The following is a 23,896-nucleotide window of genomic DNA, read 5'->3' as shown; positions in this document are numbered from 1 at the left end:
CCGTCCGCAGGGGTCCGGATTAGGACGATGTACAAGGCCGAAACGCGCGGAATTAGCGTGACCGTTCAACCCCGGTTCGTCGAGGAGGAATCCTCGCCGACCGAGAGCCGCTACTTCTTCGCCTACACGGTCGAGATCGTGAACAACGGCTCCGAGCAGGTGCAGTTGCGCTCGCGCCACTGGCGCATCATCGACGGGCGCGGCGCCTGCCAGGAGGTGCGCGGCACCGGCGTCGTCGGCAAGCAGCCGGTGCTCGAGCCGGGCGAGTCGTTCTGCTACACCAGCGGCTGCCCGCTCACCACGCCGGACGGGCTGATGGCCGGCAGCTACACGATGGCGACCGTGGCCGGCGAGAGCTTCGAGGCCGAGATCCCCGCCTTCTCCCTCGACAGCCCGCACGTCCGCCGCAGCCTGCACTGAGGCGCGGCCGACGCCGACGGGGCGGGAGACCGCCGCGACGGCGCTGTACCCGTCGTCCGGGACCGTGCGGCCGGTCAGCAGCTCAGGCGCCGGTTCTCGCGGAGGCCGAAGGTGCGGTAATGCGCGAGGCCCGACGCCACTTGGCCGTTCACGACGGCGCGGCGCACGTCTGGATTGCAGCGCAGATACTCCTGCTCGTCGAACGCGTAGTCGCCGCGCCCGCCCCGCGGGCCGCGGTCGTAATCCCGGTCCCGCCCGTAATCGCCGCGGTCCCGGTAGCCGTAATCCCCCCGGTCCCGTCCGTAATCGCCGCGGTCGTAGCCGTAGTCGCCGCGGCCGCCGTAGGGCTGGGCCGTCGCCGCGCCCACCAGACCCAGCGCACCGAGGCCCAGCGCACCGAGGCCGAGGGCCGCCATCACCGGTAGCACCTTCATCCGTTGGTTCCTCCTCATCGCGGGCTAAAGAACGCCCCCGGAGGAAAACGGTTCGCGACCGCGCGCAACACGGTTGCGCGAGGGGCCGTCAGGTGCGGGAGACCGCCCGGTCGAAGGCGCGCACGAGCGCCATGTCGAGCTTGCCGTCCATGCCGTAGAGAATCTTCAGCGCCTCGGGCGTCGGCATCGGGGCGCGGTAGGGCCGGCGCTCGACCAGCGCCGCGTAGATGTCGCAGACGGTGACGAGACGCACCACGTCGCCGATCTGATTCCCCGACAGCCCGTCCGGGTAGCCCGACCCGTCGAGATGCTCGTGGTGCCAGCGCACCACCGCCAGCACCGTGTCGTCGAAGCCCCCCGCCTGCACGAGGATCGCGTGGCCGAGCGCCGCGTGGTCGCGCATCACCGCCCGCTCGGCGGCGTCGAGGGGGCCGTCCTTGTTGAGGATCGCGAGCGGGATCCGGGCCTTGCCGACATCGTGAACCAGCGCGGCGCGCACGAGGCGCTGGCGGTCGCGCTCGGTGAAGCCGAGATCGATCGCGAAGGTGGCGGCGAGGCCGGCGACCAGCAGGCAGTGCTGGTAGGTGGCGTCGTCGTAGGCGCGGACGGTGTCGAGCCACGCGCTGAGGCCCCGCTCCTCGACCGCCCGCAGGACGGGATCGAGCCCGCCCTCGACCAGGGCCGCGTCGACCGTGCCGGTGGCGCGGGCGGCGTCGAGCAGGCCGGCGATGACGGCCCCGGCCCGGTCGGCGGCCTGGACCACCACCGCGGCGCCGGGGAGGGGACGGCCGCGCCCGGCGGCCTCGGACCGGGGCGCGGGCCCCGCCGCGGAGCGCGTGACGCCGCCCGCGGGCACGCCGCGATCCGGGCCGCGATCCGGGTCTTGGGCGCGCAGGGCCTCCGCGACGGTCGCCGCGGGGGTGTCGGCGGGCAGGCAGACGCCGGCCCCGAGGCCGCGGGCGGCCGACAGGCTGCGCGCGCCCATGCTGCGCATCAGGAACACCCGGGGCAGGTCGGGCGCGGCGGCGATCAGGGTGCGCAGGCCGAGGAACGGCGCGGGCATCAGCAGGTCGAGGTCCGCGACGAGGCCGCAGACGGGGGGAGGAGGCGCGGGGGCGGCGGCGGCGAGCACCGCGCAGGGGGCGAGTCCCTCCAGGGCGGCGACGAGATCGGCGCGGCGCTCGGGCTGATCGGTGTAGAGCACGACCGTGCCCGCGCGCATCTGGCTCGTCCCGGCTTCGGACCGGCCGAAGGCCGCCCGTCAGCGTTGTAGCGGGGCGACCTTGCCAGACCGTAACGGCCCCGGTCCCGGCGCGCGTCAGAGCCGTTCCCGATCGCGTTGCAATCGTGCACGGCTCCAAGCCCTTGTTTTGACGCGCTCTCTCGCGCCGAGCCGGTGTCCACCTCGGCGGAGAGCGCTCTAGCCGGCGGCGGCGGCGTCGAGGAGCCACGCCACCTGCCCGAGCGCGGTGACGCGCCCGGCCGGCAGGTCCTCCCCGGCGGCGAGGCGGGCCAGCGGGGCGCGCTTGCCCGCGCCGGTCACGAGGAACAGGACGTGGCGGGCGGAGGCCAGAGCCGGGAAGGTGAGGCTGACGCGCGGCACGAAGGGTTCGAGCCCCGCCTCCGGCACCGGGGCGGCGAGGCGCGCCCGCTCCTCCGCCGCGGGCTTGCCCGGGAACAGCGACGCGGTGTGCCCGTCCTCGCCGAGGCCGAGCAGGACGAGGTCGAACAGCGGCCGCGCCGGGTCGAGGGCGTCGGCTCCGTAGAAGTCGAGCAGCGCGTGCTCGTAGGCGCGGGCCCCGGCCTCCGGCCCCTCGTCGGTGGGGATGAAGTGCAGGTGGCTCGGCGGGATCTCCGAGCCGTGCCCGAACGCGTCGCGGACCATGCGGACGTTGCTGCGCGGGTCGTCCCAGGGCACCGCCCGGTCGTCGCCGAAGAACCAGTGCACCCGCGGCCACGGCACGCGGGTCGCGTATTCGGGGCTCGCGAGCAGGGTGTAGAGCCGCTTCGGGGTCGAGCCGCCAGACAGGCAGATCGCGATCCGCTCCGTCCCGGCCTCGCCGCAGGCGGCGATCAGCCGCTCGGCGGCCTCGCGGGCCACCGCCTCGGCGTCGGGCAGGACGTGGGTGCCGGCGGGCAGGCTCACGGCGCGCCCCTCACGACTTCTTCGGCTCCTGGTGGCCGCCGAAGCCCCTGCGCATCGCCGAGAGCAGCTTGTCGGCGTAGGAGGCCTGCTCGCGGGAGCGGAAGCGGCGGTAGAGGGCGCTCGACAGCACGGTGGCCGGCACGGCCTGCTCGACCGCGGCGTTGATCGTCCAGCGGCCCTCGCCGGAATCCTCCACGAAGCCGGAGAAGTCGTCGAGATCCTCGTCCCCCGCCAGCGCCTGCGCGGTCAGGTCGAGCAGCCACGAGGAGACGACGCTGCCGCGCCGCCACACCTCGGCGACGTCGCCGAGGTTCAGGTCGAACCGGCGCTCGGGGGGCAGGTTCTCGGAATCGGCGTGGCGGAGGATGTCGAACCCCTCCGCGTAGGCCTGCATCAGGCCGTACTCGATGCCGTTGTGGACCATCTTGACGTAGTGGCCGGCGCCCGTGGGCCCGGCATGGATGTAGCCGTGCTCGGCGCGCGGGTCGCGGCCCTCGCGGCCGGGGGTGCGCGGAACGTCGCCGAGGCCGGGGGCCAGCGTCCGGAAGATCGGGTCGAGGCGGTCGACCGCCTCCTTGTCGCCGCCGATCATCATGCAGTAGCCGCGCTCCAGGCCCCACACGCCGCCCGACGTGCCGACGTCGACGTAGTGGATGCCCTTGCCCTTCAGCTCCTGGCCGCGGCGCACGTCGTCGCCGTAGAAGGAGTTGCCGCCGTCGATGATGCAGTCGTCGGTCTTCATCAGGCCGCCGAGCGTCTTGACCGCCTCCTCGGTGATCGCGCCGGCCGGCAGCATCACCCAGGCGGTGCGCGGCGCTTCGAGCTTGGACACGAGGTCTTCGAGGCTCGTCGCCCCGACCGCCCCCTCGGCGACCAGCGCCGCGACCGCCTCCGCGCTCTTGTCGAACACGACCGCCGTGTGCCCATCGCGCAGCAGCCGGCGGACGATGTTGCCGCCCATCCGGCCGAGGCCGATCATGCCGAGTTGCATCGTCCCACGCTCCCGAGATTTCCCCGCCCGGCCACGGGCGGGGAGAGAATTGCGACCCTACGCCACCGCCGCCTTGAGCGCCGCCGCGATCCGCTTCAGGCCGGCTTCCATGTCGCCGGCCTTGAGGTGGACCCGCAGCGCCCGCCGCCCGCGCTCGGCGAGCACCGAGAAGTCGCCCCGGGCCTGGGCGGCGACCACCGTGCCGAAACCCAGCGTCCGGCCGGGGATCGGCAGGTCCTGCGCGGCGTCGGCGGTGATCTGCACGAACACGCCGCTGTCCGGGCCGCCCTTGTAGGCCTGCCCCGTCGAGTGCAGGAACCGCGGCCCGAATTCCAGGCAGGTGGCGACCTTGCGGGCATCGCGTACGGCGAGCCGCGCCTCTTGCAGCACCGCGCGGTGGCCGGCGTTGCGCGGCACGTAGGCCAGCAGCGCGAGGTAGTCGCCGGGCTTGATCCGCGCGAGGTGCGCCCTCAGGGCCGCCTCCAGCCCCTCGGCCGCCTGCGGCAGGCCCTCCGCGTTGCGCGCGTCGGCGTAGAGGGCGATGCCGTCGTCCTCGTAGAGCGGCGTCTCGGGCGGCAGCGCGCCGCTCGTCTCGGCCTGCGCGAACAGCTTCTTGGTCTCGACCTTGCTGGCCTCGACGTCGGGCTGGTCGAACGGGTCGATGCCGATCACCGCGCCGGCCACCGCGGTGGCCATCTCCAGGCGGTAGAATTCCTGCGGGAGCTGCTCGGCCTTGTCGACGCCGATGCGGGCGATCGGGTGGCCGTCCTTCTCCAGCGCCGAGAGGGCGGCGTCCTGCGCCGCGTCGGCCCCGGCGTCGAGGCGCAGGTAGACGAAGAACCGGTCCGACCCGTAGACCGCCGGCACGCCGGCCGGCTCGCCCTCGATCGGGATCAGGCCCTTGCCCCGCTTGCCGGTGGATTCGGCGATGAGCTGCTCGGCCCAGGCGCCGAAGCTCGCGATGCCGGGGGAGGCGACGAGGGTCACCTTGTCCCGACCCTTCAGCGCCGCCGCGCCGATCGCCGTGCCGAGCAGCACGCCGGGATTCTGCGCGGGCGGCACGGCCGGGCCGCAGGAGCGGACCATGACCCGGGCGGTCTCAAGCAGCTCGCGCACGTCGAGCCCCATCGCCGCCGCGGGCACGAGCCCGAAGGCCGAGAGCACCGAGTAGCGCCCGCCGATCTGCTTCACCCCGTAGAAGATTTTCTTGAAGTTCTGGGACTGGGCGGCCCGCTCCATGTCGGAGCCGGGATCGGTGACCGCCACGAAGTAATCGCCGACCCGGTCCCCGAGCACGCCCTTCGCACGGTCATAAAAATAGTCGCGGAAGACGTTGGGCTCCAGAGTCGAGCCGGACTTCGACGAGACGATGAACAGCGTCTTGGCCAGGTCGATCTCCGCCTCGACGGCGCGCACCTCGTCGGGGTGAGTCGAGTCGAGGATCCGCAGGGCGGGGAAGCCCGCGCGCTGCCCGTAGGTCAGGCTCAGCACCTCCGGTCCCAGGCTGGAGCCGCCCATGCCGAGCACCACCGCGTGGGTGAAGCCCTGGCCCTGCACCCATTCGGAGAAGGCGGCGTAGTCGGCGGCCTTCTCCAGCTCCGCCTCGACGATGTGCAGCCAGCCGAGCCAGTTGCCCTCGTCGCCCCCGGTCCAGACGCTCGCGTCGCCGGCCCAGACCCGGCGGATCGCGCCGCTCGCGCGCCAGGACTCGACCGCCTTCTTCGCCTCGGCGGCGAGCGTCTCGTCGAGCGCGAGGCTCTGGCCGTCGAGGCGGTGCCCCAGCAGCGCCGCGCGCTTGCCCGCCACCGCCCCGAGCAGGGCGTCGGCGGCGTCGATGAACAGTTGCACGCCCTCCTGGACGAGCTGCCGGGCGACCGCCTCGATGTCGATGCCGGACCGGGCGAGCTTGGCCATCACCGCCTCCGCGCCGGCGACGTCCTCCTCGATGGTCGGGCGCACCTGGCCGTGGTCGCGGAAGGCGTCCATGGTCGCCGGCGGCATGGTGTTGACGGTGTTCGGGCCGATCAGCTCCTCGACGTAGAGCACGTCCGAGTAGGCCTTGTTCTTGGTGCCCGTGGAGGCCCAGAGCAGGCGCTGCGCCTTGGCCCCCTTCTCCGCCAGCGCCTGCCACTTGGCCTCGGCGAAGATCCGCTTGTAGCGCTGGTAGGCGAGCTTGGCGTTGGCGATCGCCACCTTGCCTTTGAGGCTGCCGAGCGCGAGCTTCTCGTCGGGGTCGTTGGCCTGCGCAATCTTCTCGTCGATCAGCTTGTCGACGAGCGAGTCGATGCGGCTGATGAAGAAGCTCGCCACGCTGGCGATCCGCGACACGTCGTGGCCGGCCTTCGCCCGGGCGTCGAGCCCGTCGATGAAGGCGCGGGCCACCGCCTCGTAGGCCTCCTGCGAGAACAGCAGGGTGACGTTGATCGAGATGCCCTCGCCGATGAGCTGGCGGATCGCCGGGATGCCCTCCGGGGTCGCGGGCACCTTGACCATCAGGTTGTCGCGCGAGACGGCCCGGTGCAGGCGCCGCGCCTCGGCGAGCGTCGCCTCGGTGTCGAGGGCGAGGTAGGGGGAGACCTCCAGGCTGACGTAGCCGTCCGCCCCGTCGCTGGCCTCGTAGACCGGCCGCAGCACGTCGGCGGCCGCCTGGATGTCGGCGATGGCCATCCCCTCGTAGAGGTCGATGACGCGGCTGTCGCCGGCCTCCTGCGCGCTCTTGAGGCTGGCGTCGTACTCGTCCGAGTGGCCGATCGCCTTCTCGAAGATCGACGGGTTCGAGGTGACGCCGCGCAGGCCGTCCCGCTCGACGAGCGTCTTCAGCTCGCCCTTCTGGATGAAGCCGCGGGCCACGAAGTCGAGCCAGACCGCTTGATCCTGTTCCGCGTGCAGGGCCTTGAGCGCGTTCATGTCCGTTCCTCGCCAGCGATGTGCATGTCCCGCACCCGTGCCTGTCTCTCCTCCCCCTTGCGGGGAGGAGCCGGAGGTGGGGGTGGTGCCGGATGAGGCGCGGCGGTCCCGTCTGAACCACCCCCACCCCTGACCCCTCCCCGCAAGGGGGAGGGGAATGCCGGCGTCAGCCCTTGTGCCGGGCGGCCTGCGCCCGCGCCGCTTCGAGCACCGTCTCAGGGGTAAACCCGAACTTCTTCAGGAGATCCTTGAGCGGCGCCGAAGAGCCGAAGGTGTGCATGCCGATGATCGCGCCCTCGGAGCCGGCGTAGCGGTCCCAGCCGATCACCGAGCCCTGCTCCACGGCGACGCGCGCCTTGACCGCGGGAGGCAGCACGCCGTGGCGGTAGGCCTCGTCCTGGCGCTCGAACAGGTCCCAGGACGGCATCGAGACGACGCGGGCCTTCACGCCCTCGCCGGTCAGCGTCTCGTGGGCGCCGAGGCAGAGCTGCACCTCCGAGCCCGACGCCATCAGGATCACGTCGGGCGTGCCCTCGCAATCGGCGAGCACGTAGGCGCCCTTGGCCGTGCCCGAGGCGGCGCCGTACTTCGACCGGTCCACGGTCGGCAGCGGCTGGCGCGACAGGGCCAGCACGGCCGGCTGGTTCCGCAGGGAGAAGATCACCCGGTAGGCCTCGGCCACCTCGTTGGCGTCGGCCGGGCGCAGGGTCACGAGGCCGGGGATGCAGCGCAGCGACAGCAACTGCTCCACCGGCTGGTGGGTCGGCCCGTCCTCGCCCACCCCGATCGAGTCGTGGGTGAAGATGTGGAAGATCGGCAGCTCCATCAGCGCCGCGAGGCGGATCGGCGGGCGCATGTAGTCGGCGAAGACGAGGAAGGTCGCGCCGTAGGCCCTGAGTCCGACGAGCCCCAGCCCGTTGACGATCGAGCCCATCGCGTGCTCGCGCACGCCGAAATGGACGTTGCGCCCGCCCGGGTTCAGGGGGGTGAGCGAGCCCGCGCCCTCGAAGGTCAGGTTCGACTTGTTGGAGGGAGAGAGGTCGGCGGAGCCGCCGAGCAGGAACGGCACGTGCTGCGCGATGGCGTTCAGCACCTTGCCCGAGGATTCGCGGGTCGCGAGCCCCTTCGCGTCGGTTTCGAAGACCGGGATGTCCCGGTCCCAGCCGTCCGGCAGGCGGCCCTCCAGGTAGGCGTCGAGATGCTCGGCGTGGGCGGCGTCCGAGTCCTTGGCCTTGGCGAACAGCCCCTGCCACGCGTCGTAGAGCGCGGCGCCGCGCTTGCCGATCCCGTCGCGAAAATTCTCGTGGACGCCGTCGGGGACGAGGAACTGCGCGTCCTCCGGCCAGCCGTAGGCGCGCTTGGCGCCCTTCACCTCGTCCTCGCCGAGCGCGTCGGAATGGGCCTTGGAGGTGCCCTGCTTCTTCGGGGCGCCGTAGCCGATCACCGACTTGACCACGATCAGGGTCGGCCGGTCGCCGGTGGCCTTGAAGGTGTCGAGCGCCGCCGAGATCGCGTGCACGTCGTTGGCGTCGGCGACCCGCAGAACCTGCCAGCCGTAGGCCAGGAAGCGGGTGGCGACCTCCTCGCCGAAGGCCAGCTCGGTGTGGCCCTCGATGGTGACGGTGTTGTCGTCGTAGATCCAGCAGAGGTTGGCCAGCCGCAGGTGGCCGGCGATCGAGGCCGCCTCGGAGGCGACGCCCTCCATCAGGTCGCCGTCCGAGCAGATCGCGTAGACGTCGTAGTCGAACAGCGGCAGCCCGGGCCGGTTGAGGTGCCGGCCGAGGAAGCGGCCGCCCAGCGCCATGCCGACCGAGTTCGCCACGCCCTGGCCGAGGGGCCCGGTCGTGGTCTCGACGCCGGTGGTGAAGCCGTGCTCGGGGTGGCCCGGGGTGCGGCTGTCGAGCTGCCGGAACGACTTGATGTCGTCCAGCGTCACCGCGGGGGCGTTGCCGCCGTCCGTCTCGGCCACGTTGGCGAGGTGGAGCAGCGCGTAGAGCAGCATCGAGGCGTGGCCGCAGGACAGCACGAAGCGGTCGCGGTTCGGCCAGTGCGGGTGCGCCGGGTCGTAGCGCAGGTAGCGGTTCCACAGGGTGTAGGCCACCGGCGCCAGCCCCATCGGCGCGCCGGCATGGCCGGAATTGGCCTTCTGCACCGCGTCGATCGCGAGCGTCCGGATGGTGTCGATGCTGAGCTTGTCGATCTCAGCCAGCTCCGCCTTGGCGGGAGTGTCGGCTCCGCTCATCGTCTCGCGTCTTCCTGTTCGGTCCTGGGCCGCCCGGCGTCTCGCCGTTCGGCCGCGCGCTGCACCGCGGGGGGCACACCGTCCGCCTTAGCCCCCTGCTTGTCCGCCGGCCCCTCGTCGCGGGCATAGCTGAGGAGCGTGTTGACCAGCGCGACGTGGGTCCAGGCTTGCGGAAAATTGCCGACGAGGCGCTTGGCGCGCACGTCGTACTCCTCGCTGGCGAGCCCGAGATCGTTGCAGATCCCGATCAGGCGCTCGATCATGGCCCGGGCCTCGTCGCGGCGCCCGAGGCCGATCAGGTTGTCTGCGAACCAGAACGTGCAGGGCAGGAACGTGCCCTCGTTCCCCGACAGGCCGTCGGTGGTCTGCCCCTCGGTCTCGTAGCGCAGGATGAAGCCGTCGCGCATCAGGCCCTTGCCGATCGCCTCCACCGTGCCGACCACCCGCGGGTCGTGCTGCGGCAGGAAGCCGGTATGGGCCATGAGCAGCAGGCTCGCGTCCAGCGCCTTCGCGCCGTAGGACTGCACGAAACTGTTGAGATCCTTATCGAACCCCTTCTCGCAGACCTCGGCGTGGATCCGGTCGCGCGTCTCCTGCCAGCGCGCGGCCTGCTCGGCGGTGCCGCGGCCCTTGTTCATCGCGTGCATGCGCAGCGCCCGGTCGAAGGCGACCCAGGCCATCACCTTCGAGTGCACGAAGTGCCTGGGACCGCCCCGCATCTCCCAGACGCCCTGGTCGGGCTCCTGCCACGCCTGCTCCAGGTGGTCGAGGATGGCTAGGCCGACGCGCAGGCCATCCTCGCTCACCGGCAGGCCGCGGGCGTGGGCCTGATAGAGCGCGTCGAACAGCTCGCCGTAGACGTCGAGCTGGAACTGCGAGGCGGCGGCGTTGCCGATCCGGACCGGCTTCGAGCCCTCGTAGCCCGGCAGCCAGTCCAGCTCGATCTCCGGCAGCAGCCGCTCGCCGCCGATGCCGTAGAGGATGTGCGCCTGCTCCGGGTTGCCGGCCACTGCCCGCAGCAGCCAGGCCAGCCAGTTGCGCGCCTCCTCGATGTAGCCGCCGTCCATCAGGGCGATGAGGGTGAGCGTCGAGTCGCGCAGCCAGCAGAACCGGTAATCCCAGTTGCGCTCGCCCCCCAGCCCCTCGGGCAGGGAGGCGGTGGGGGCGGCGACGATGCCGCCGGTGGGCTCGTAGATCAGTGCCTTGAGCGTCAGCAGCGAGCGCTGCAGCATCCGGTCCCAGGCCGTGCCGCCGGAGCAGCGGCTCGACCAGTCGCGCCACGCCTGATCGGTGGCCTCCAGCACCGCCCGGGGCTCGATCGGCGGCGGGTCCGGCTCGTGCGAGGCGCCGTAGCTCAGCACGAAGCGCCGGCTCTCGCCCGCGTGGAGGGTGAACTCGGCCACCGTGGTCTGGTCGTCGGAGCCGCGCAGGTGCGCGTCGGTGCGCAGCACCACCTTGTGCGGGCCCGAGACCGCCCGCAGGTCGCCGAGTTCCGAGCGCGACACCCAGGGCACCGCCGAGCCGTAATCGAAGCGCACGGCCATCTCCGCGCGCATCGCCACCCGCCCGTGCACCCCCTCGACGAGGCGCACGAGGTGCGAGCCGTCGCCCTTGGGCATGAAGTCGGTGACGCGCACCTCGCCCTGGCGGGTCTTGTGGCGGGTCTCCAGCACGAGGCTGCCGGGGCGGTAGGCCCAGGTCGTCTCGACCTGCTCCGCCTCCGGATAGATCTTCCAGAAGCCGTGCGCGTCGGTGCCGAGCAGGCCCGTGAACAGGGCGGCGGCGTCGAAGCGCGGCCAGCACAGCCAGTCGACGCTGCCCGCGCGGCTGATCAGCGCCGCGGTGCGGCCATCGCCGATGAGGGCATAATCCTCGATGCGTTCGGCCATCCGGCCTCGACTCCCGCTGATCGGCCGGGCGCCCTCACCGTCCGATGGGCCGGGATCTAGGATGCGATCCGGGCGGGTCCAGGGGCGCGGCGCAGTTCCGGCCAAGCCGATCGCACCTCGGCGCGCACGTCGGGACATCCGCGGCGGCGGACCCGTGTTGATGGACCCGCGGGCGTGGACCTGCGGCTCAGGGCAGGCACTCGGCGAGCAGCGTCACCGACCCCTTCACGGAGGCGGCCCCGCCCCGCAGGAAGTCCGCCGCCCCCCCGACGGCCCGTCCGGTCATCGCGTCCGCGGCCCGGCCGACCGCGCGCACGGCCGGCGCGACGGCCTCGGCCACCGATCCCGCGAAGGGCAGGGCGAGCGGCGGCAGCCCGTTGTCCTCCTCGGTCCCGGCCCGGGCCGGCGGCTCGGCGCGCGATCCGGGGACCAACGGCGTCTCCGGGCAGCGCCGGCCGGGGCAGGGGCGGCGGGCGGCGGCGAGGCGGGGGGTGGGCCGGTGGCCGGGCGCCGAGACGGGTGCCCGCGCGGCGGCGGAGGCCACGAGGGCGGGCTCGGGCGCGGGCTCGACGGGGTAGAGGGCCGCGAAGGCCAGGGGTGCCGGCAAACTTGGCACCGGCAGGCGCGGGCCCGCCTGCGCCGCGGCCGCGTGCGCCGGGGCGGCGAAACCCGGAGCCGTCGGCGCCAGGATCGCGGCCGGCGCCGCGGCGACCGACTCGACGACAGGCTTGGAGGCAGGCTTGGCGGCGCCGGCCGGCTCCGGGCTCGGGCAGAAGGCCGAGGCCGCCGCCAGGACGATCACCGTCGCCAGCGTCGGCAGGAACGGCATCGACATCCGGCCGGTGGCGGCGTCGGCGAGGGCGGTCGGCCCCGGGATCCGGCTCGTTCCGCGCATCCGATCCTCAGCCCCCGCACCGGCCCCGATCCGGACAGGATGGCGCGGGCATTGCGGCGGAAGCTGGACCGTTTCATCTCGCGCCGGTAACCGGAGGGGACCAACCCGAGCCCCTCGCCCTGTGGCCGCCCGGCCGCAGCCCGGGGCACGCGCCTTGCCTCTGCGAATCCGCCGCCAACGCCCGCCCGGGCCCCGATGACTGACACCAGCCTCACCGTCGCCGTGATCGACCCGAGCCGCGCCCGCGCGGCGGTCCTGGAGGAAGGCCTGCGCGCCGCCGGCATCGGCCGGGTCGTGCTGGTGCCCGACGGGGCCGACCTCCTGGAGCGGGTGAGCGCGCTGCGGCCCGACGTGGTGGTGATCCACCTGGAGAGCCCGAGCCGGGACATTCTGGAGCAGATGTCGGGGGTGTCGCGGCAGGCCGAGCGGCCGGTGGCGATGTTCGTCGACCGCTCGGACACGACGATGATGCAGGCGGCGGTCGACGCGGGCATCTCGGCCTACGTGGTGGACGGCCTGCGCCCGGAGCGGATCCGCTCGATCCTCGACGTGGCGATCCTGCGCCACAACGCCTTCGCCCGGCTTCAGCGCGAGCTGTCGGAGGCGCGCGGGGAACTGGCCGACCGCAAGCTGATCGAGCGCGCCAAGGGCATCCTGATGAGCGTGAAGGGACTGACCGAGGACGAGGCCTACAAGCAGTTGCGGCGCAAGGCGATGAACGAGAAGCGCAAGATCGCCGACATCGCCCGGGCGATCGTCACCACCGCGGACCTGCTCGGATGAGCGCGGCCGCCCACCCCTCTCTCCGGCCGGCGGCCCTCCCGGCATGAGGCTCCATCTCGGCTACGTTCCCCTCTGCGACGCGGCGCCGGTGATCGTCGCGCACGAGCTCGGCTTCGCGCGCGGCGAGGGGCTCGCCCTCGACCTCACGGCCGAGCCCTCCTGGGCGACCCTGCGCGACCGCCTCGCGCTCGGCCACCTCGACGCCGCGCACATGCTGGCACCGCTGGCGCTGGCGAGCCGGCTCGGCCTGTCGGGGCCGCCCTCGGACCTCGTCGTGCCGCTGGCGCTCAGCCTCAACGGCAACGCGCTCACGCTGTCGCGCGGCCTGTGGGCGGAGATGGCGCCCGCGGACGAGGGGCCGGCGGACGAGGGGCTGGCGGCGGTGGCCGCCGCCTTCGCCCGGGTCGCGCGGGCGCGCCGCGCCGAGGGGCGGCCGCTGACCCTCGGGATCGTCCACCCGTTCTCCTGCCACGCCTACCAGGTGCGCCTGTTCGCCGAGGCCGGGGACCTCGACCCGGCGGCCTTCCGCACCGTCGTGGTGCCGCCCCAGCACAGCGTCGAGGCGCTGGCCCGCGGCCTCGTCGACGGCTACTGCGCCGGCGCGCCCTGGAACGACGTGGCGGTGGCCGCGGGCCTCGGCCGCATCGCCGCGCTCGGCTGCGAACTCGCCCCCGACGCGCCGGAGAAGGTGCTCGCGGTCTCCGGCCGCCTCGGCGACGCGACGCTGCCGCTCGTCCGGGCGGTGGCCCGGGCCGGGCGCTGGTGCGCCGACCCCGACAACCGGGAGGAGCTGGCCCGTTGCCTCGCGCGCCCGGCCTACCTCGCTCTCGACGCCGCCCTGATCGCCCGCGCCTTCGGCGGCGACGTGATCCTCGACGCGGCGGGCACCCGGCGGCTGGCCCCGGGGCACCTGCGCCTCGGCGCGGCGGCCCAGGCGCCCGAGCCCGCCCACGCCCGCTGGCTGGCGGCGCAGATGCGCGCCTCCGGCCAGCTTCCCGCGGACGCGATAGGGACCGACGCGGCGGCCGCCGCGGTCTACCGGCCCGACCTGTTCCGGGCGGCGGGCTGAGGGGCCGGCGACAAACCCCGCGGTTCGTCATCGCGGGTTTCCTCGGACGGCGAGAGCGGCGGGAACGCGGAGCGACCTTCGCCGTTATCGTCTCGCCATGCCCGGATGCCGCAAATTCGACGCCGCGTCGCTCCCGCCGACCCCGCCCCGCCGGGTCGAGCTTCGACGCTACGTGCGGCACAATCTGCGGACGCCGCGCCCCGCCAACGACAACCGCCGGATCGGCGGCCCGCGCATCTGGCACTGGGCCCTCGTCGTCGGGGCGATGCCGACGATCGGCCTGCTCGCCGCCCTCTCCGCCCTGCTCTGACGGCTCGCCGGCCGGCCGCGGACGCGCGTCCCGCGGGCGGCCGCCCGTCCGACCGGGATCGGTAGCGCTCGCGCGCTGTTCGCTTCGCGCTCATCCGCTCAATCTTTGTGCAGTGCGATAAGAGCCGGCGTTCGCGCGCCGTTCGAGCGCCCGGGGGACCCCTCGGCGACCCGCACCCTCAGCCGATTGGCACGCAACCTGCTTGGAGACCCGCGTCCGTCAACGGCGACGGGCAGCGCCGTCAGCGAGGCCGCTGATCCGGTCCTCCTGGGGCACCCGCCTGCCCCGGGCGTGGCACCGGCAGCGGCTTTTTCGTGGGCGGTCCGCCGACGAACCCACTCCGAGGTTTCACAAGACGCGATCGAGCGATGGCGACACCCCTTCCGGATCCCGCCCTGGGCACCGCCCCACGCCCCCGTGACGGCCGGCCGCGCGAGCGGCTCGTGGTCGTCGGCAACGGCATGGCCTCGCTCCGCTTCCTGGAGCGGCTGACCGAGGGTGCCCCCGGCCTCTACGACGTGACCTGCGTCGGCGCCGAGCCGAAGGCGGCCTACAACCGCGTGCTGCTCTCCTCCCTGCTCGGCGGCGAGGTCGACGAGGCGGCCTGCGCCTTCCGCGGCCTCGACTGGTACGCCGACCACGGCATCCGCCTGATCACCGGTGCCCCGGTCACCGGGATCGACCGCGCCGACCGCCTCGCCGTCGTCGGCGAGACCCACGTCCTGCCCTACGACCGGCTGGTGCTGGCGGTGGGCTCGCAGCCGATCCGCCTGCCGAAGCCCGGCATGGACCTGCCCGGCGTCATCACCTTCCGCGATCTGGCCGACGTCGCCGCGATCCGGCGGGCGGCGGTGGCGCACGCGCGGGCCGTGGTCATCGGCGGCGGCCTGCTGGGCCTGGAGGCCGCGGTCGGGCTCGCGCGCCTTGGGGTCGACACGACGCTCCTGCACGTCATGGACCGGCTGATGGAGCGCCAGCTCGACCACGCCGCCGCCGCGATGGTGAAGCGGGCCCTGGAGGGCCGGGGCGTCCGGGTGATCCTCAGCGCCGACACCGCGGCAGTGGAGGGCGCGGGCCGGGCCGAGCGCCTGCGCCTGACCGACGGCACCGTGCTGCCCGCCGACCTCGTGGTGATGTCGGTGGGCGTGCGCCCCGCCACCGCGCTGGCCGCGGCGGCGGGGCTCGATGTCGGCCGCGGCATCCGGGTCGACGACCGGATGACCACCTCCGACCCGGATATCTTCGCGCTCGGCGAGTGCGCCGAGCACCGCGGCCAGGTCTACGGCCTCGTCGAGCCGGCCTACGAGCACGCCGACACCCTCGCCCGCCACCTCGCCGGGCAGCCCGCCGCCTACCAGGGCACCAGCCTCGCCACGAGCCTCAAGGTCTCGGGTCTGCCGGTCTTCTCCGCCGGGCTCGTCGACACCCCGGAGGATGCCGAGGCGGTGGTGCTGTCCGATCCCGGCGCCGGCCTCTACCGCAAGCTGCTGGTGCGCGACGGGCGGCTCGTCGGCGCGGTGTTCGTCGGCGACATCGGCGAGCAGGCGGCCTGCAAGGCGCTGATCCGCTCCGGCGAGCCGGTGGCGGACGTGGACGACCTGATGTTCGGGCGCCCGGCGCAGACCCCCGCCCCCCAACCCCTCGCGGCCTGAGCCCCGCGCCCGATCGGGCCGGCACCCCGAGACCCACCCTTCCACGCTCCCCGGCGCCGAGAGCCGCCGGTGCGGAACGCTCCCAGGAGACCAGCATGGAGGCCAGCATGGAGGCCAGCATGGCGGACGACTTCAACGCCGAGCAGCGGCGCTACCTCGAAGGCTTCGCCGCCGGCATCGGCGCGGCCCGGATGACCGGCGGCCTCGCGCTCGGGCCGGGCGCCCCGGCGGCCCCGGCCGAGCCCACCGGGCCGGACGCCCCCCACATCAAGGCGCAGGACGCCACGGTGAAGGCCGGCGGCAAGCTCTGCGAGCAGGAGAAGTGGAAGCGGGCCGAGAGCCCGTTCGAGGGCCACAACCGGCTGATCGCCGAGGCCGCGACCGGAAAGGCGCCGAAGCCCGAGGACAATTTCCGCTGGCGCTACCACGGCATGTTCTGGGTCGCCCCGAACCAGGTGTCGTACATGTGCCGCCTGCGCATCCCCAACGGCATCCTGCACCACTGGCAGTTCGCGGGCGTCGCCGACCTCGCCGACGCCCACGGCGGCGGCTACGTCCACGTCACCACCCGCGCCAACCTCCAGGTGCGCGAGATCGCCCCCGAGCACGCCCAGCCCTTCCTCGACGGGCTCACCGACATCGGCCTGACCGCCCGGGGCGCCGGGGCCGACAACATCCGCAACGTCACCGGCTCGTCGACCGCCGGCATCGACGCGCAGGAGCTGCTCGACACGCGGCCGCTGGCCAAGTCCTGGCACACGTGGATCCTCAACGACCGCACGCTCTACGGCCTGCCGCGCAAGTTCAACGTCGCCTTCGACGGCGGCGGCGTGATGCCGACCCTGGAGGAGACCAACGACATCGGCTTCCAGGCGGTGGAGGTGCTCGACGGCGCCGCCGTCGCGCCGGGGGTGTGGATGCGCCTCGTGCTCGGCGGCATCTCCGGCCACCGCGACCTCGCCCGCGACACCGGCATCGTCGTCCGGCCCGGGGACTGCAACGCCGTGGCCGACGCGATCATCCGCGTGTTCATCGAGAACGGCGACCGGACCAACCGCAACAAGGCGCGGATGAAGTACGTCCTCGACGCCTGGGGCTTCGACAAGTACCTCGCCGCCGTCGAGGACAAGCTTGGGCGCAGGCTCGACCGCGTGGCCCCCGAGCACGTGGCGCCGCGCAGGGCGACCGACCGCTTCGCCCATGTCGGCGTGCACGCCCAGGCTCAGCCCGGCCTCAACTGGGTCGGCGTCGTCCTCCCCGTCGGCAAGATGACGAGCGATCAGGTCCGCGCGCTCGCCGCCATCGCCCGGGAGTGCGGCGACGGCCAGATCCGCCTCACCGTCTGGCAGAACTTCATCATGTCCGGCGTGCCCGACGCGCGGGTCGCGGAGGTGGAGAGCCGCGTCGAGGCGCTCGGCCTCACCACGAAGGCCGCGGGCATCCGCTCCGGCCTCGTGGCCTGCACCGGCAGCCGCGGCTGCAAGTTCGCCGCCGCCGACACCAAGGGTCACGCGCTGGTCATCGCCGAGCACGTCGAGCGCACCGTCCGCGACCTCGACGTGCCGGTGAACGTCCACCTCACCGGCTGCCACCATTCCTGTGCCCAGCACTACATCGGCGATATCGGGCTGATCGGCGCCAAGGTCGTCGTCTCGGAGGAGGGCGACACCGTCGAGGGCTACGACATCGTGGTCGGCGGCGGCTTCGCCGAGAACCCGAAGATCGGCACCGAGATCTGGAAGGCGGTCAAGGCCGAGGACTGCCCCGGCCGGGTCGAGGCGCTGCTGCGCGCCTACCTCGCCCGCCGGGAGAGCCCCGCCGAGAGCTTCCAGCACTTCACCGCCCGCGCCGGGGCCGAGGCCCTGCGCGACGCCGCCGAAGCGCAGCCCGCCCTGAAGGCCGCCGCCTGAGAGTCGCGATGACCCAGCACGTCTCCCCTCCGCTCATCCTGATCCCCGAGACCGCGCCCTTCAACGAGGACCAGCGCGCGTGGCTGTCGGGCTACTTCGCCGCGCTGCTCGGCCCCGCGGTCGAGGGCGCCACGGCGCTGGCGCCGGGCGAGGCGCCGAGCGTCGGCCCGCGGCTCGCCGACAACGACGACGCGCCCTGGCACGACCCGTCGATCGCCATCGGCGACCGGATGGATATGGCGCGTGATCGCACCGAGCCGCAGAAGCTGATGGCCGCCATGGCCCAGCAGGATTGCGGCCAGTGCGGCTACAACTGCGCCGACTACGCCAACGCGATCTTCCTGAAGAACGAGGAGCGCCTGAACCTCTGCCAGCCGGGGGGCAAGGAGACCCTCCGGATGCTGAAGAAGCTGGAGGAGGAGTTCGGGGCCGGCGCGCCCGCGGCCCCGAAGGCGGAGGGCGAGGCGCCGAAGAAGGATGTCGCGCTCGGGCCCCTCGGCTACTGCCGCGAGAACCCGGTCGAGGCCGTGTTCCTCGGCCGCCGCCGCCTCAACGATCCGGGCGGCGAGAAGGAGACGTGGCACGTCGAGTTCGACCTGACCGGCACGCCGATCGCCTACGAGGCGGGGGACTCCCTCGGGCTGTTCCCGGCCAACGCCCCGGCGCTGGTCGACGCGGTGATCGCCGAACTCGGTGCCCGGCCGGAGCGGGCGATCGGCGGCAAGAGCCTGCGCGAGCGGCTGCTCGCCGACTACGCGCTCGGCGCGGCGCCGGACGGCCTGTACCAGCTCCTGTCGCTACTCACCTCGGGCGAGGCGCGGCGCAAGGCCCAGGCACTGGCCGCCGGCGAGGACCCGGACGGCGACGCCCAGTACCTCGACGTGCTCGGCGCGCTGCACAAGTTCCCGGGCGCGCGCCCCGACGCCGAGGTCTTCCTGGAGGCCCTCGACGAGCTGCAGCCGCGGCTCTACTCGATCTCGTCCTCGCCGAAGATGGACGTCGGCAAGGTGTCGCTGACGGTCGATGCCGTGCGCTACAACCACCGCTCGCGGCTGCGGCTCGGGGTCGCCTCGACCCATCTCGGCGAGCGCCTGCCCGAGCGCACCACCGCCAAGATCTACCTCCAGAAGGCGCACGGCTTCGGCCTGCCCGCGGACCCGGGCAAGGACGTGATCATGTGCGGCCCCGGCACCGGCGTCGCGCCGTTCCGGGCCTTCCTGCGGGAGCGCGCCGCGACCGGGGCGCCCGGCCGCAACTGGCTGTTCTACGGCCACCAGCGGCAGGCATCCGACTTCTTCTACCGCGACGAGCTGAACGCCCTGAAGGACGACAAGGTGCTCACCCGCCTGTCGCTGGCGTGGTCGCGCGACGGCAGCGAGAAGACCTACGTCCAGGACCGCATGCGCGAGACCGGCGCCGAGCTGTGGAAGTGGCTGGAGGGCGGCGCCCACTTCTACGTCTGCGGCGACGCCAAGCGCATGGCCAAGGACGTGGAGCGGGCGATCATCGACGTGGCCGCCACCCACGGCAAGAAGAGCCCGGACGAGGCGGTGGCCTATCTCGGGGCGCTGAAGAAGGCCGGGCGGTATCAGGCCGACGTGTACTAACGGCGGTCCGCCACGTCCCTCCCCCCTCTGCGGGGGAGGGTGGCCCGGCCGTCAGGCCGGGTCGGGAGAGGGGAGCCCGGCTTCAGGACATGTCGGTGCGATGGATGCAGGGTGCCACTCTCGGCGCCGTTGCTCCCCTCACCCGACGCCCTTCGGGCGCCACCCTCTCCCGCAGAGGGGAGAGGGATGAACCGGCATGGGCCGCGCGCCTCCGCCGGCCCCTCCGCGCGGATGCGGTACCCGGCCCGACTCTTGCTGACCTCCGGCCAACCACGACACCTGGGACGCGAGCCATGATTGTGCACGGACCGGAGCCGACGGTGCGGACCACCTGCCCCTATTGCGGCGTCGGCTGCGGGGTCCTGGCCACGCCGGACGGGCAGGGGGGCGCGGCGATCGCGGGCGACAGCGAGCACCCGGCCAATTTCGGCCGCCTCTGCTCCAAGGGCTCGGCGCTCGGCGAGACCCTGTCGCTGGAGAACCGCCTGCTGCACCCGCAGGTCGACGGGGTGCGGGTGCCGTGGGAGACCGCGCTGACGGAGGTCGCGGACGGCCTGCACGCGGTGGCCGAGGCGCACGGCCCGGAATCGATCGCCTTCTACCTGTCGGGACAGCTCCTCACCGAGGATTACTACGTCGCCAACAAGCTCGCGAAGGGCTTCATCGGCACGCCGCACGTCGACACCAACTCGCGCCTGTGCATGTCGAGCGCGGTCGCCGCCCACCGCCGCGCCTTCGGCTCGGACACGGTGCCCGGCTGCTACGAGGATCTCGACGAGGCCGACCTGATCGTGCTCGTCGGCTCGAACGCCGCGTGGTGCCACCCGATCCTGTTCCGGCGCATGGCCGACGCCAGGGCCCGGCGCGGCACCAAGATCGTGACGATCGACCCCCGCCGCACCCAGACCGCGGAGGAATCCGACCTGTTCCTGGGGCTGAGGCCCGGCAGCGACGTGGCGCTGTTCTCCGGCCTGCTCGTGCACCTCGCCGACGGCGGCTTCGCGGACGCGCGGTTCGTGGCGGAGCACACCGCCGGCCTCGACGGGGCGCTGGAGCGCGCGCGCCGGATCGCGCCGGACATCGCGGCGGTCGCCGCCGCCACGGGACTGGCGCCCGCCGAGATCGGCGCCTTCTACGACCTGTTCGCGGGCACCCGCCGGGTCGTCACCGCCTTCTCGCAGGGGGTGAACCAGTCGGCGCAGGGCACCGACAAGGGCAACAGCATCATCAACTGCCACCTCGTCACCGGCCGGATCGGCGCCGTCGGGACCGGGCCGTTCTCGCTCACCGGCCAGCCGAACGCCATGGGCGGGCGCGAGGTCGGGGGCCTGGCCAACATGCTCGCCGCCCACATGCACTTCACCCCCGAGGAGGTGGACCGGGTGCGCCGCTTCTGGGGGGCGCCGCGGATCATCACCGGCGAGGGGATGAAGGCGGTCGCCCTGTTCGAGGCGATCCAGCGCGGCAGGATCAAGGCGCTCTGGGTGATGGGCACCAACCCGCTGGTCTCGATGCCCCGCGCCGACGCGATCCGCGAGGCGCTCACGGGCCTCGACCTCTACGTGGTCTCGGAGGCGGTCGCCGATTCCGACACCGCCCGGGGCCTCGGCCGCAAGACGGTGCTGCTGCCGGCCCAGGCCTGGGGCGAGAAGGACGGCACGGTCACCAATTCCGAGCGGCGCATCTCGCGCCAGCGCCGGTTCCTGGCGAGCCCCGGCGAGGCGAGGCCGGACTGGCAGGCGCTCGCCGAGGTCGGGCGCCGGCTCGGCCACGCCAAGGCGTTCGCCTTCCCATCGGCCGCGGCGGTGTTCCGCGAGCATGCCGGGCTCTCGGCCTTCGAGAACGGGGGCACCCGCGACTTCGACATCGGCGGGCTGATGGACATCCCGGACGCGGCCTACGCGGTGAGCCTGCCGGTGCAGTGGCCGCTGCCGAAGAAGTCCGGCCCGCCCGGCCGGCGGCAGGGCCGGGCGCGGCTGTTCGCCGACGGGCGGTTCTACACCTTCGACCGGCGCGCCCGCTTCGTGGCGGTGCAGCCACCCGCACTCGCGCAGGGCGTCTCGGACGAGCACCCGTTCGTGCTCAACACCGGCCGGGTGCGCGACCACTGGCACACGATGACGCGCACCGGGAAGAGCCAGCGCCTCTCCGCCCACCGCGCCGTGCCGTTCGTGGAGGTCCACCCGGACGATGCGGCGACCCACGGCCTGACCGAGGGCGGCATCGCCCGGGTTTCGACCCCGCACGGGGCGGCCGAGCTGGAGGTGACCGTCACCGACGCGGTGCCCCCCGGCACCCTGTTCATGCCGATGCACTGGGGCGGCGCCTACGCCTCGCGGGCCCGGGTCGGCGCGCTGGTGCGCGGCATGCCCGATCCGGTCTCGGGCCAGCCCGAGCTGAAGGCGACCCCGGCCGCCGCCGCGCCGGTCGCCTACCGGACCCGCGGCCTCCTGCTGTCGCGCGGTCAGGTGGCGCTGCCCGAGGGCTGGTGGTGGGCGCGGGCGGCGATCGCCGGCGGCTGGGGGGTGCAGTTCGCCACGCAGGAAGGGTCCCGGGAGGTCGCCCTGACCGTGCGCGGCCTGATGCGGACCGACGCCCTGCGCGGCCTCGAACTCGCCGAGTACGCCGACCACGCCCGCGACCGCTACCGCTGCGCGGTCTACGACGGCCAGACGCTCGTCGCCTACTTGGCCTGCGCGCCCTGCGACGCCCGGCCCGACTGGGAGGCTGCCAAGGCGCTGTTCGCCGCGCCCGAGCCCGAGGCGGCCGAGCGCCGGGCCCTGCTCTCGGGCCGGGCGGCGACCGCCGCGGCGGGCCCGACCGTCTGCGCCTGCCACGGCGTCGGCCTCGACGCGATCACCGCTTCGATCCGCGACGGCGCCGGCACGGTGGAGGCGGTGGGCGCCGCCTGCAAAGCCGGCACGAATTGCGGCTCGTGCATCCCCGAGATCCGCAGGATGCTGGTCTCGGAGACCGCAAAAGCGGCGTGATTCTGGTATGATGCCCCTCTGACAGGCGGGCAGGCCCAGCCACCTCTCCCGCGGTGGCCGGACCCGAAGGCCCAGGACGCAGGACCCGTGACCGATACGCCGATCCCCCTCCGCGCCGCCCGCGCGCCCCGCGACACCAACGCCGCCGGACTCGAACCGCTGGCGGTGCTGCCGGTGTTCGTGCCCCTGCGCGGCAAGCGCGTCGTGCTGGCCGGCTCCTCGGGCGGCGCGCCGTGGAAGGTGAAGGTGCTGGCCGCGGCCGGCGCCCGGGTCGACGTCTACGCCCCCGAGCCCGGCGAGGAGCTGCGCGCTGTGCCCGCCGAGGTGGTGGACGGGCACGTCACCCTCCACGAGCGGGCCTGGACCCCGGACGACCTGTGGGGCGCGGCCTTCTGCGTCGGGGCGATGGAGGACGAGACCGACGCGGTGGCGTTCGTCGCCGCCGCCCGGGGGGCGGGCGCCATCGTCAACGCGGTGGACCGGCCGCATCTCTGCGACGTGAAGTTCGGCGCCATCGTCAACCGCTCGCCGCTGGTGGTCGGCATCTCCACCGAGGGCGCCGCCCCGGTCTTCGGCCAGACGGTGCGCGCCCGGATCGAGGCGATGCTGCCGCGCGGCTTCGCGCGCTGGGTCGCCGCCGCGCGCGACTGGCGCGGGCGCGTCACCGGGCGCTTCCACGGATTCGCCGAGCGCCGCGTCTTCTGGGAACGCTTCACCGACCGCGCCTTCGCCGAGCCCGACCGGGCGCCGGGGGAAGCCGACCTCGCGGAACTCCTCGGCGAGACCGAGGCGGCCCCGAAGGGCGGCGCCGTGACCCTGGTCGGCGCCGGGCCGGGCGACGCGGAGCTGCTGACGCTGAAAGCGCTGCGAAGCTTACGCAACGCCGACGTGATCCTCTACGACGACCTCGTCGCGCCCGAGATCCTGGACTACGCCCGGCGCGAGGCCCGCACCATGCTGGTCGGCAAGACCGGCCACGGCCCGTCCTGCCGCCAGGACGACATCAACGCGCTGATGGTGCAGCTCGCCCGCTCCGGCAAGCAGGTGGTGCGGCTGAAATCCGGGGACCCCCTGGTGTTCGGCCGCGCCGGCGAGGAGATCGAGGCCTGCCGGGTCGCCGGCGTCCCGGTGACGGTGGTGCCCGGCGTCTCGGCGGCGCAGGGGGCGGCGGCGAGCCTCGGGCTGTCGCTCACCCACCGCGACGCGGCGCGCCGCCTGCAATACGTCACCGGCCACGACCGCCGCGGCGCGCTGCCCGACGACCTGAACTGGGGGGCGCTGGCCGACCCGTCGGTCACCACCGTGGTCTACATGCCCAAGCGCACGCTGCGCGCGCTGCTCGCCCGCGCGGTGGCGGAGGGGCTGGCCCCGTCGACCCCGGCGCTCCTCGTGTTCAACGCCACGCGGCCGAGCCAGCAGGCCGTGCGCGGCACCGCCGCGAACCTCGCCGACCGGGTGGAGGCGGCAGGCCTCGACGGGCCGGCGCTGCTGATGGTGGGCACGGTGTTCGCGGAGGCGGCCGAGGTGGCGCGGGAGGCGCCGGCGCGGGTCGCGATCTGAGGTCCCGTCTGCCTCAGGCGGGGTAGGCGGTCACGAATTCCGCAGCCCCGATGTGGCGCACGATCCAGATGGTGACGACGTCGGGATCGCG

17 protein-coding genes are annotated in these 23,896 nt (G+C 73.7%); 9 read left to right on the top strand and 8 right to left on the bottom strand.

Annotated elements, in window-relative coordinates; all coding sequences use genetic code 11:
• The first annotated feature begins 27 nt into the window (after nucleotides 1–27).
• Nucleotides 28–420, top strand: coding sequence for a Co2+/Mg2+ efflux protein ApaG (apaG, locus tag Q8W71_RS17030; protein WP_305526582.1), 393 nt, complete (start codon nucleotides 28–30; stop codon nucleotides 418–420).
• 74 nt (nucleotides 421–494) lie between these two features.
• On the opposite strand, the gene Q8W71_RS17025 is transcribed toward apaG, so the two are convergent.
• The 8 genes from Q8W71_RS17025 to Q8W71_RS16990 all read right to left on the bottom strand — a co-directional run bounded on the left by Q8W71_RS17025 (nucleotide 495) and on the right by Q8W71_RS16990 (nucleotide 11,924).
• Nucleotides 495–854 (bottom strand): hypothetical protein, encoded by a 360-nt coding sequence (locus tag Q8W71_RS17025; RefSeq protein WP_305526581.1) that lies wholly within the window; start codon nucleotides 852–854, stop codon nucleotides 495–497.
• Nucleotides 855–942: 88 nt separating this feature from the next.
• Complete coding sequence (locus Q8W71_RS17020) at nucleotides 943–2,076, bottom strand: HD-GYP domain-containing protein (RefSeq protein WP_305526580.1); 1,134 nt, start codon at nucleotides 2,074–2,076, stop codon at nucleotides 943–945.
• 198 nt (nucleotides 2,077–2,274) lie between these two features.
• Nucleotides 2,275–3,000 (bottom strand): 6-phosphogluconolactonase, encoded by a 726-nt coding sequence (gene pgl / locus Q8W71_RS17015; protein WP_305526579.1) that lies wholly within the window; start codon nucleotides 2,998–3,000, stop codon nucleotides 2,275–2,277.
• A 10-nt stretch (nucleotides 3,001–3,010) separates the two neighbouring features.
• Nucleotides 3,011–3,991: a phosphogluconate dehydrogenase (NAD(+)-dependent, decarboxylating) gene (gene gnd, locus Q8W71_RS17010; RefSeq protein WP_305526578.1), complete on the bottom strand. Its 981-nt coding sequence runs from the start codon at nucleotides 3,989–3,991 to the stop codon at nucleotides 3,011–3,013.
• 57 nt (nucleotides 3,992–4,048) lie between these two features.
• Nucleotides 4,049–6,898, bottom strand: a complete 2,850-nt coding sequence (locus tag Q8W71_RS17005; protein WP_305526577.1) for a bifunctional transaldolase/phosoglucose isomerase — start codon at nucleotides 6,896–6,898, stop codon at nucleotides 4,049–4,051.
• Nucleotides 6,899–7,064: 166 nt separating this feature from the next.
• Nucleotides 7,065–9,140, bottom strand: coding sequence for a transketolase (tkt, locus tag Q8W71_RS17000; RefSeq protein WP_305526576.1), 2,076 nt, complete (start codon nucleotides 9,138–9,140; stop codon nucleotides 7,065–7,067).
• Nucleotides 9,137–11,029: a glycoside hydrolase family 15 protein gene (locus tag Q8W71_RS16995; protein WP_305526575.1), complete on the bottom strand. Its 1,893-nt coding sequence runs from the start codon at nucleotides 11,027–11,029 to the stop codon at nucleotides 9,137–9,139. Before Q8W71_RS16995 ends, tkt begins: the two co-directional genes overlap by 4 nt.
• Nucleotides 11,030–11,216: 187 nt before the next feature.
• Entirely contained in the window at nucleotides 11,217–11,924 is a 708-nt protein-coding gene (locus Q8W71_RS16990; protein ID WP_305526574.1) for a hypothetical protein, read from the bottom strand.
• 195 nt (nucleotides 11,925–12,119) lie between these two features.
• Between Q8W71_RS16990 and Q8W71_RS16985 the strand changes: the two genes are divergently transcribed.
• From Q8W71_RS16985 to cysG, 8 genes are all read left to right on the top strand, one after another.
• Nucleotides 12,120–12,707 carry an ANTAR domain-containing response regulator gene (locus tag Q8W71_RS16985; protein ID WP_305526573.1) on the top strand — a complete coding sequence of 196 codons (588 nt, stop codon included), beginning with the start codon at nucleotides 12,120–12,122 and terminating at the stop codon, nucleotides 12,705–12,707.
• Between the two features lie 43 nt (nucleotides 12,708–12,750).
• A complete protein-coding gene (locus Q8W71_RS16980) occupies nucleotides 12,751–13,776 on the top strand; it encodes a CmpA/NrtA family ABC transporter substrate-binding protein (RefSeq protein ID WP_305526572.1) in 1,026 nt (341 codons plus the stop codon).
• Nucleotides 13,777–13,948: 172 nt separating this feature from the next.
• Nucleotides 13,949–14,086, top strand: a complete 138-nt coding sequence (locus tag Q8W71_RS16975) for a hypothetical protein (protein WP_305526571.1) — start codon at nucleotides 13,949–13,951, stop codon at nucleotides 14,084–14,086.
• 368 nt (nucleotides 14,087–14,454) lie between these two features.
• Nucleotides 14,455–15,738, top strand: a complete 1,284-nt coding sequence (locus Q8W71_RS16970) for an NAD(P)/FAD-dependent oxidoreductase (protein ID WP_305526570.1) — start codon at nucleotides 14,455–14,457, stop codon at nucleotides 15,736–15,738.
• Between the two features lie 119 nt (nucleotides 15,739–15,857).
• Nucleotides 15,858–17,648 carry a NirA family protein gene (locus Q8W71_RS16965; RefSeq protein ID WP_305526628.1) on the top strand — a complete coding sequence of 597 codons (1,791 nt, stop codon included), beginning with the start codon at nucleotides 15,858–15,860 and terminating at the stop codon, nucleotides 17,646–17,648.
• A gap of 8 nt (nucleotides 17,649–17,656) precedes the next feature.
• On the top strand, nucleotides 17,657–19,255 hold the full coding sequence (locus Q8W71_RS16960; RefSeq protein WP_305526569.1) for a sulfite reductase subunit alpha: 1,599 nt from the start codon (nucleotides 17,657–17,659) through the stop codon (nucleotides 19,253–19,255).
• 293 nt (nucleotides 19,256–19,548) lie between these two features.
• On the top strand, nucleotides 19,549–22,245 hold the full coding sequence (locus tag Q8W71_RS16955; RefSeq protein WP_305526568.1) for a nitrate reductase: 2,697 nt from the start codon (nucleotides 19,549–19,551) through the stop codon (nucleotides 22,243–22,245).
• Between the two features lie 87 nt (nucleotides 22,246–22,332).
• Nucleotides 22,333–23,805, top strand: coding sequence for a siroheme synthase CysG (gene cysG, locus Q8W71_RS16950; RefSeq protein WP_305526567.1), 1,473 nt, complete (start codon nucleotides 22,333–22,335; stop codon nucleotides 23,803–23,805).
• The last annotated feature ends 91 nt before the right edge of the window (nucleotides 23,806–23,896 follow it).

The organism is Methylobacterium amylolyticum (genome assembly GCF_030700245.1).
Lineage (GTDB): Bacteria > Pseudomonadota > Alphaproteobacteria > Rhizobiales > Beijerinckiaceae > Methylobacterium.
The sequence above is the reverse complement of the archived record's forward strand: the minus strand, read 5'-3'. Positions and strand labels throughout refer to the sequence as shown.

Coding starts and splice junctions, on each gene's coding strand:
- apaG (WP_305526582.1), top strand. CDS start 28: ATGTACAAGGCCGAAACGCGCGGAATTAGCGTGACCGTTCAACCCCGG.
- Q8W71_RS17025 (WP_305526581.1), bottom strand. CDS start 854: ATGAAGGTGCTACCGGTGATGGCGGCCCTCGGCCTCGGTGCGCTGGGC.
- Q8W71_RS17020 (WP_305526580.1), bottom strand. CDS start 2,076: ATGCGCGCGGGCACGGTCGTGCTCTACACCGATCAGCCCGAGCGCCGC.
- gnd (WP_305526578.1), bottom strand. CDS start 3,991: ATGCAACTCGGCATGATCGGCCTCGGCCGGATGGGCGGCAACATCGTC.
- Q8W71_RS17005 (WP_305526577.1), bottom strand. CDS start 6,898: ATGAACGCGCTCAAGGCCCTGCACGCGGAACAGGATCAAGCGGTCTGG.
- tkt (WP_305526576.1), bottom strand. CDS start 9,140: ATGAGCGGAGCCGACACTCCCGCCAAGGCGGAGCTGGCTGAGATCGAC.
- Q8W71_RS16995 (WP_305526575.1), bottom strand. CDS start 11,029: ATGGCCGAACGCATCGAGGATTATGCCCTCATCGGCGATGGCCGCACC.
- Q8W71_RS16990 (WP_305526574.1), bottom strand. CDS start 11,924: ATGCGCGGAACGAGCCGGATCCCGGGGCCGACCGCCCTCGCCGACGCC.
- Q8W71_RS16985 (WP_305526573.1), top strand. CDS start 12,120: ATGACTGACACCAGCCTCACCGTCGCCGTGATCGACCCGAGCCGCGCC.
- Q8W71_RS16980 (WP_305526572.1), top strand. CDS start 12,751: ATGAGGCTCCATCTCGGCTACGTTCCCCTCTGCGACGCGGCGCCGGTG.
- Q8W71_RS16970 (WP_305526570.1), top strand. CDS start 14,455: ATGGCGACACCCCTTCCGGATCCCGCCCTGGGCACCGCCCCACGCCCC.
- Q8W71_RS16965 (WP_305526628.1), top strand. CDS start 15,858: ATGGCGGACGACTTCAACGCCGAGCAGCGGCGCTACCTCGAAGGCTTC.
- Q8W71_RS16960 (WP_305526569.1), top strand. CDS start 17,657: ATGACCCAGCACGTCTCCCCTCCGCTCATCCTGATCCCCGAGACCGCG.
- Q8W71_RS16955 (WP_305526568.1), top strand. CDS start 19,549: ATGATTGTGCACGGACCGGAGCCGACGGTGCGGACCACCTGCCCCTAT.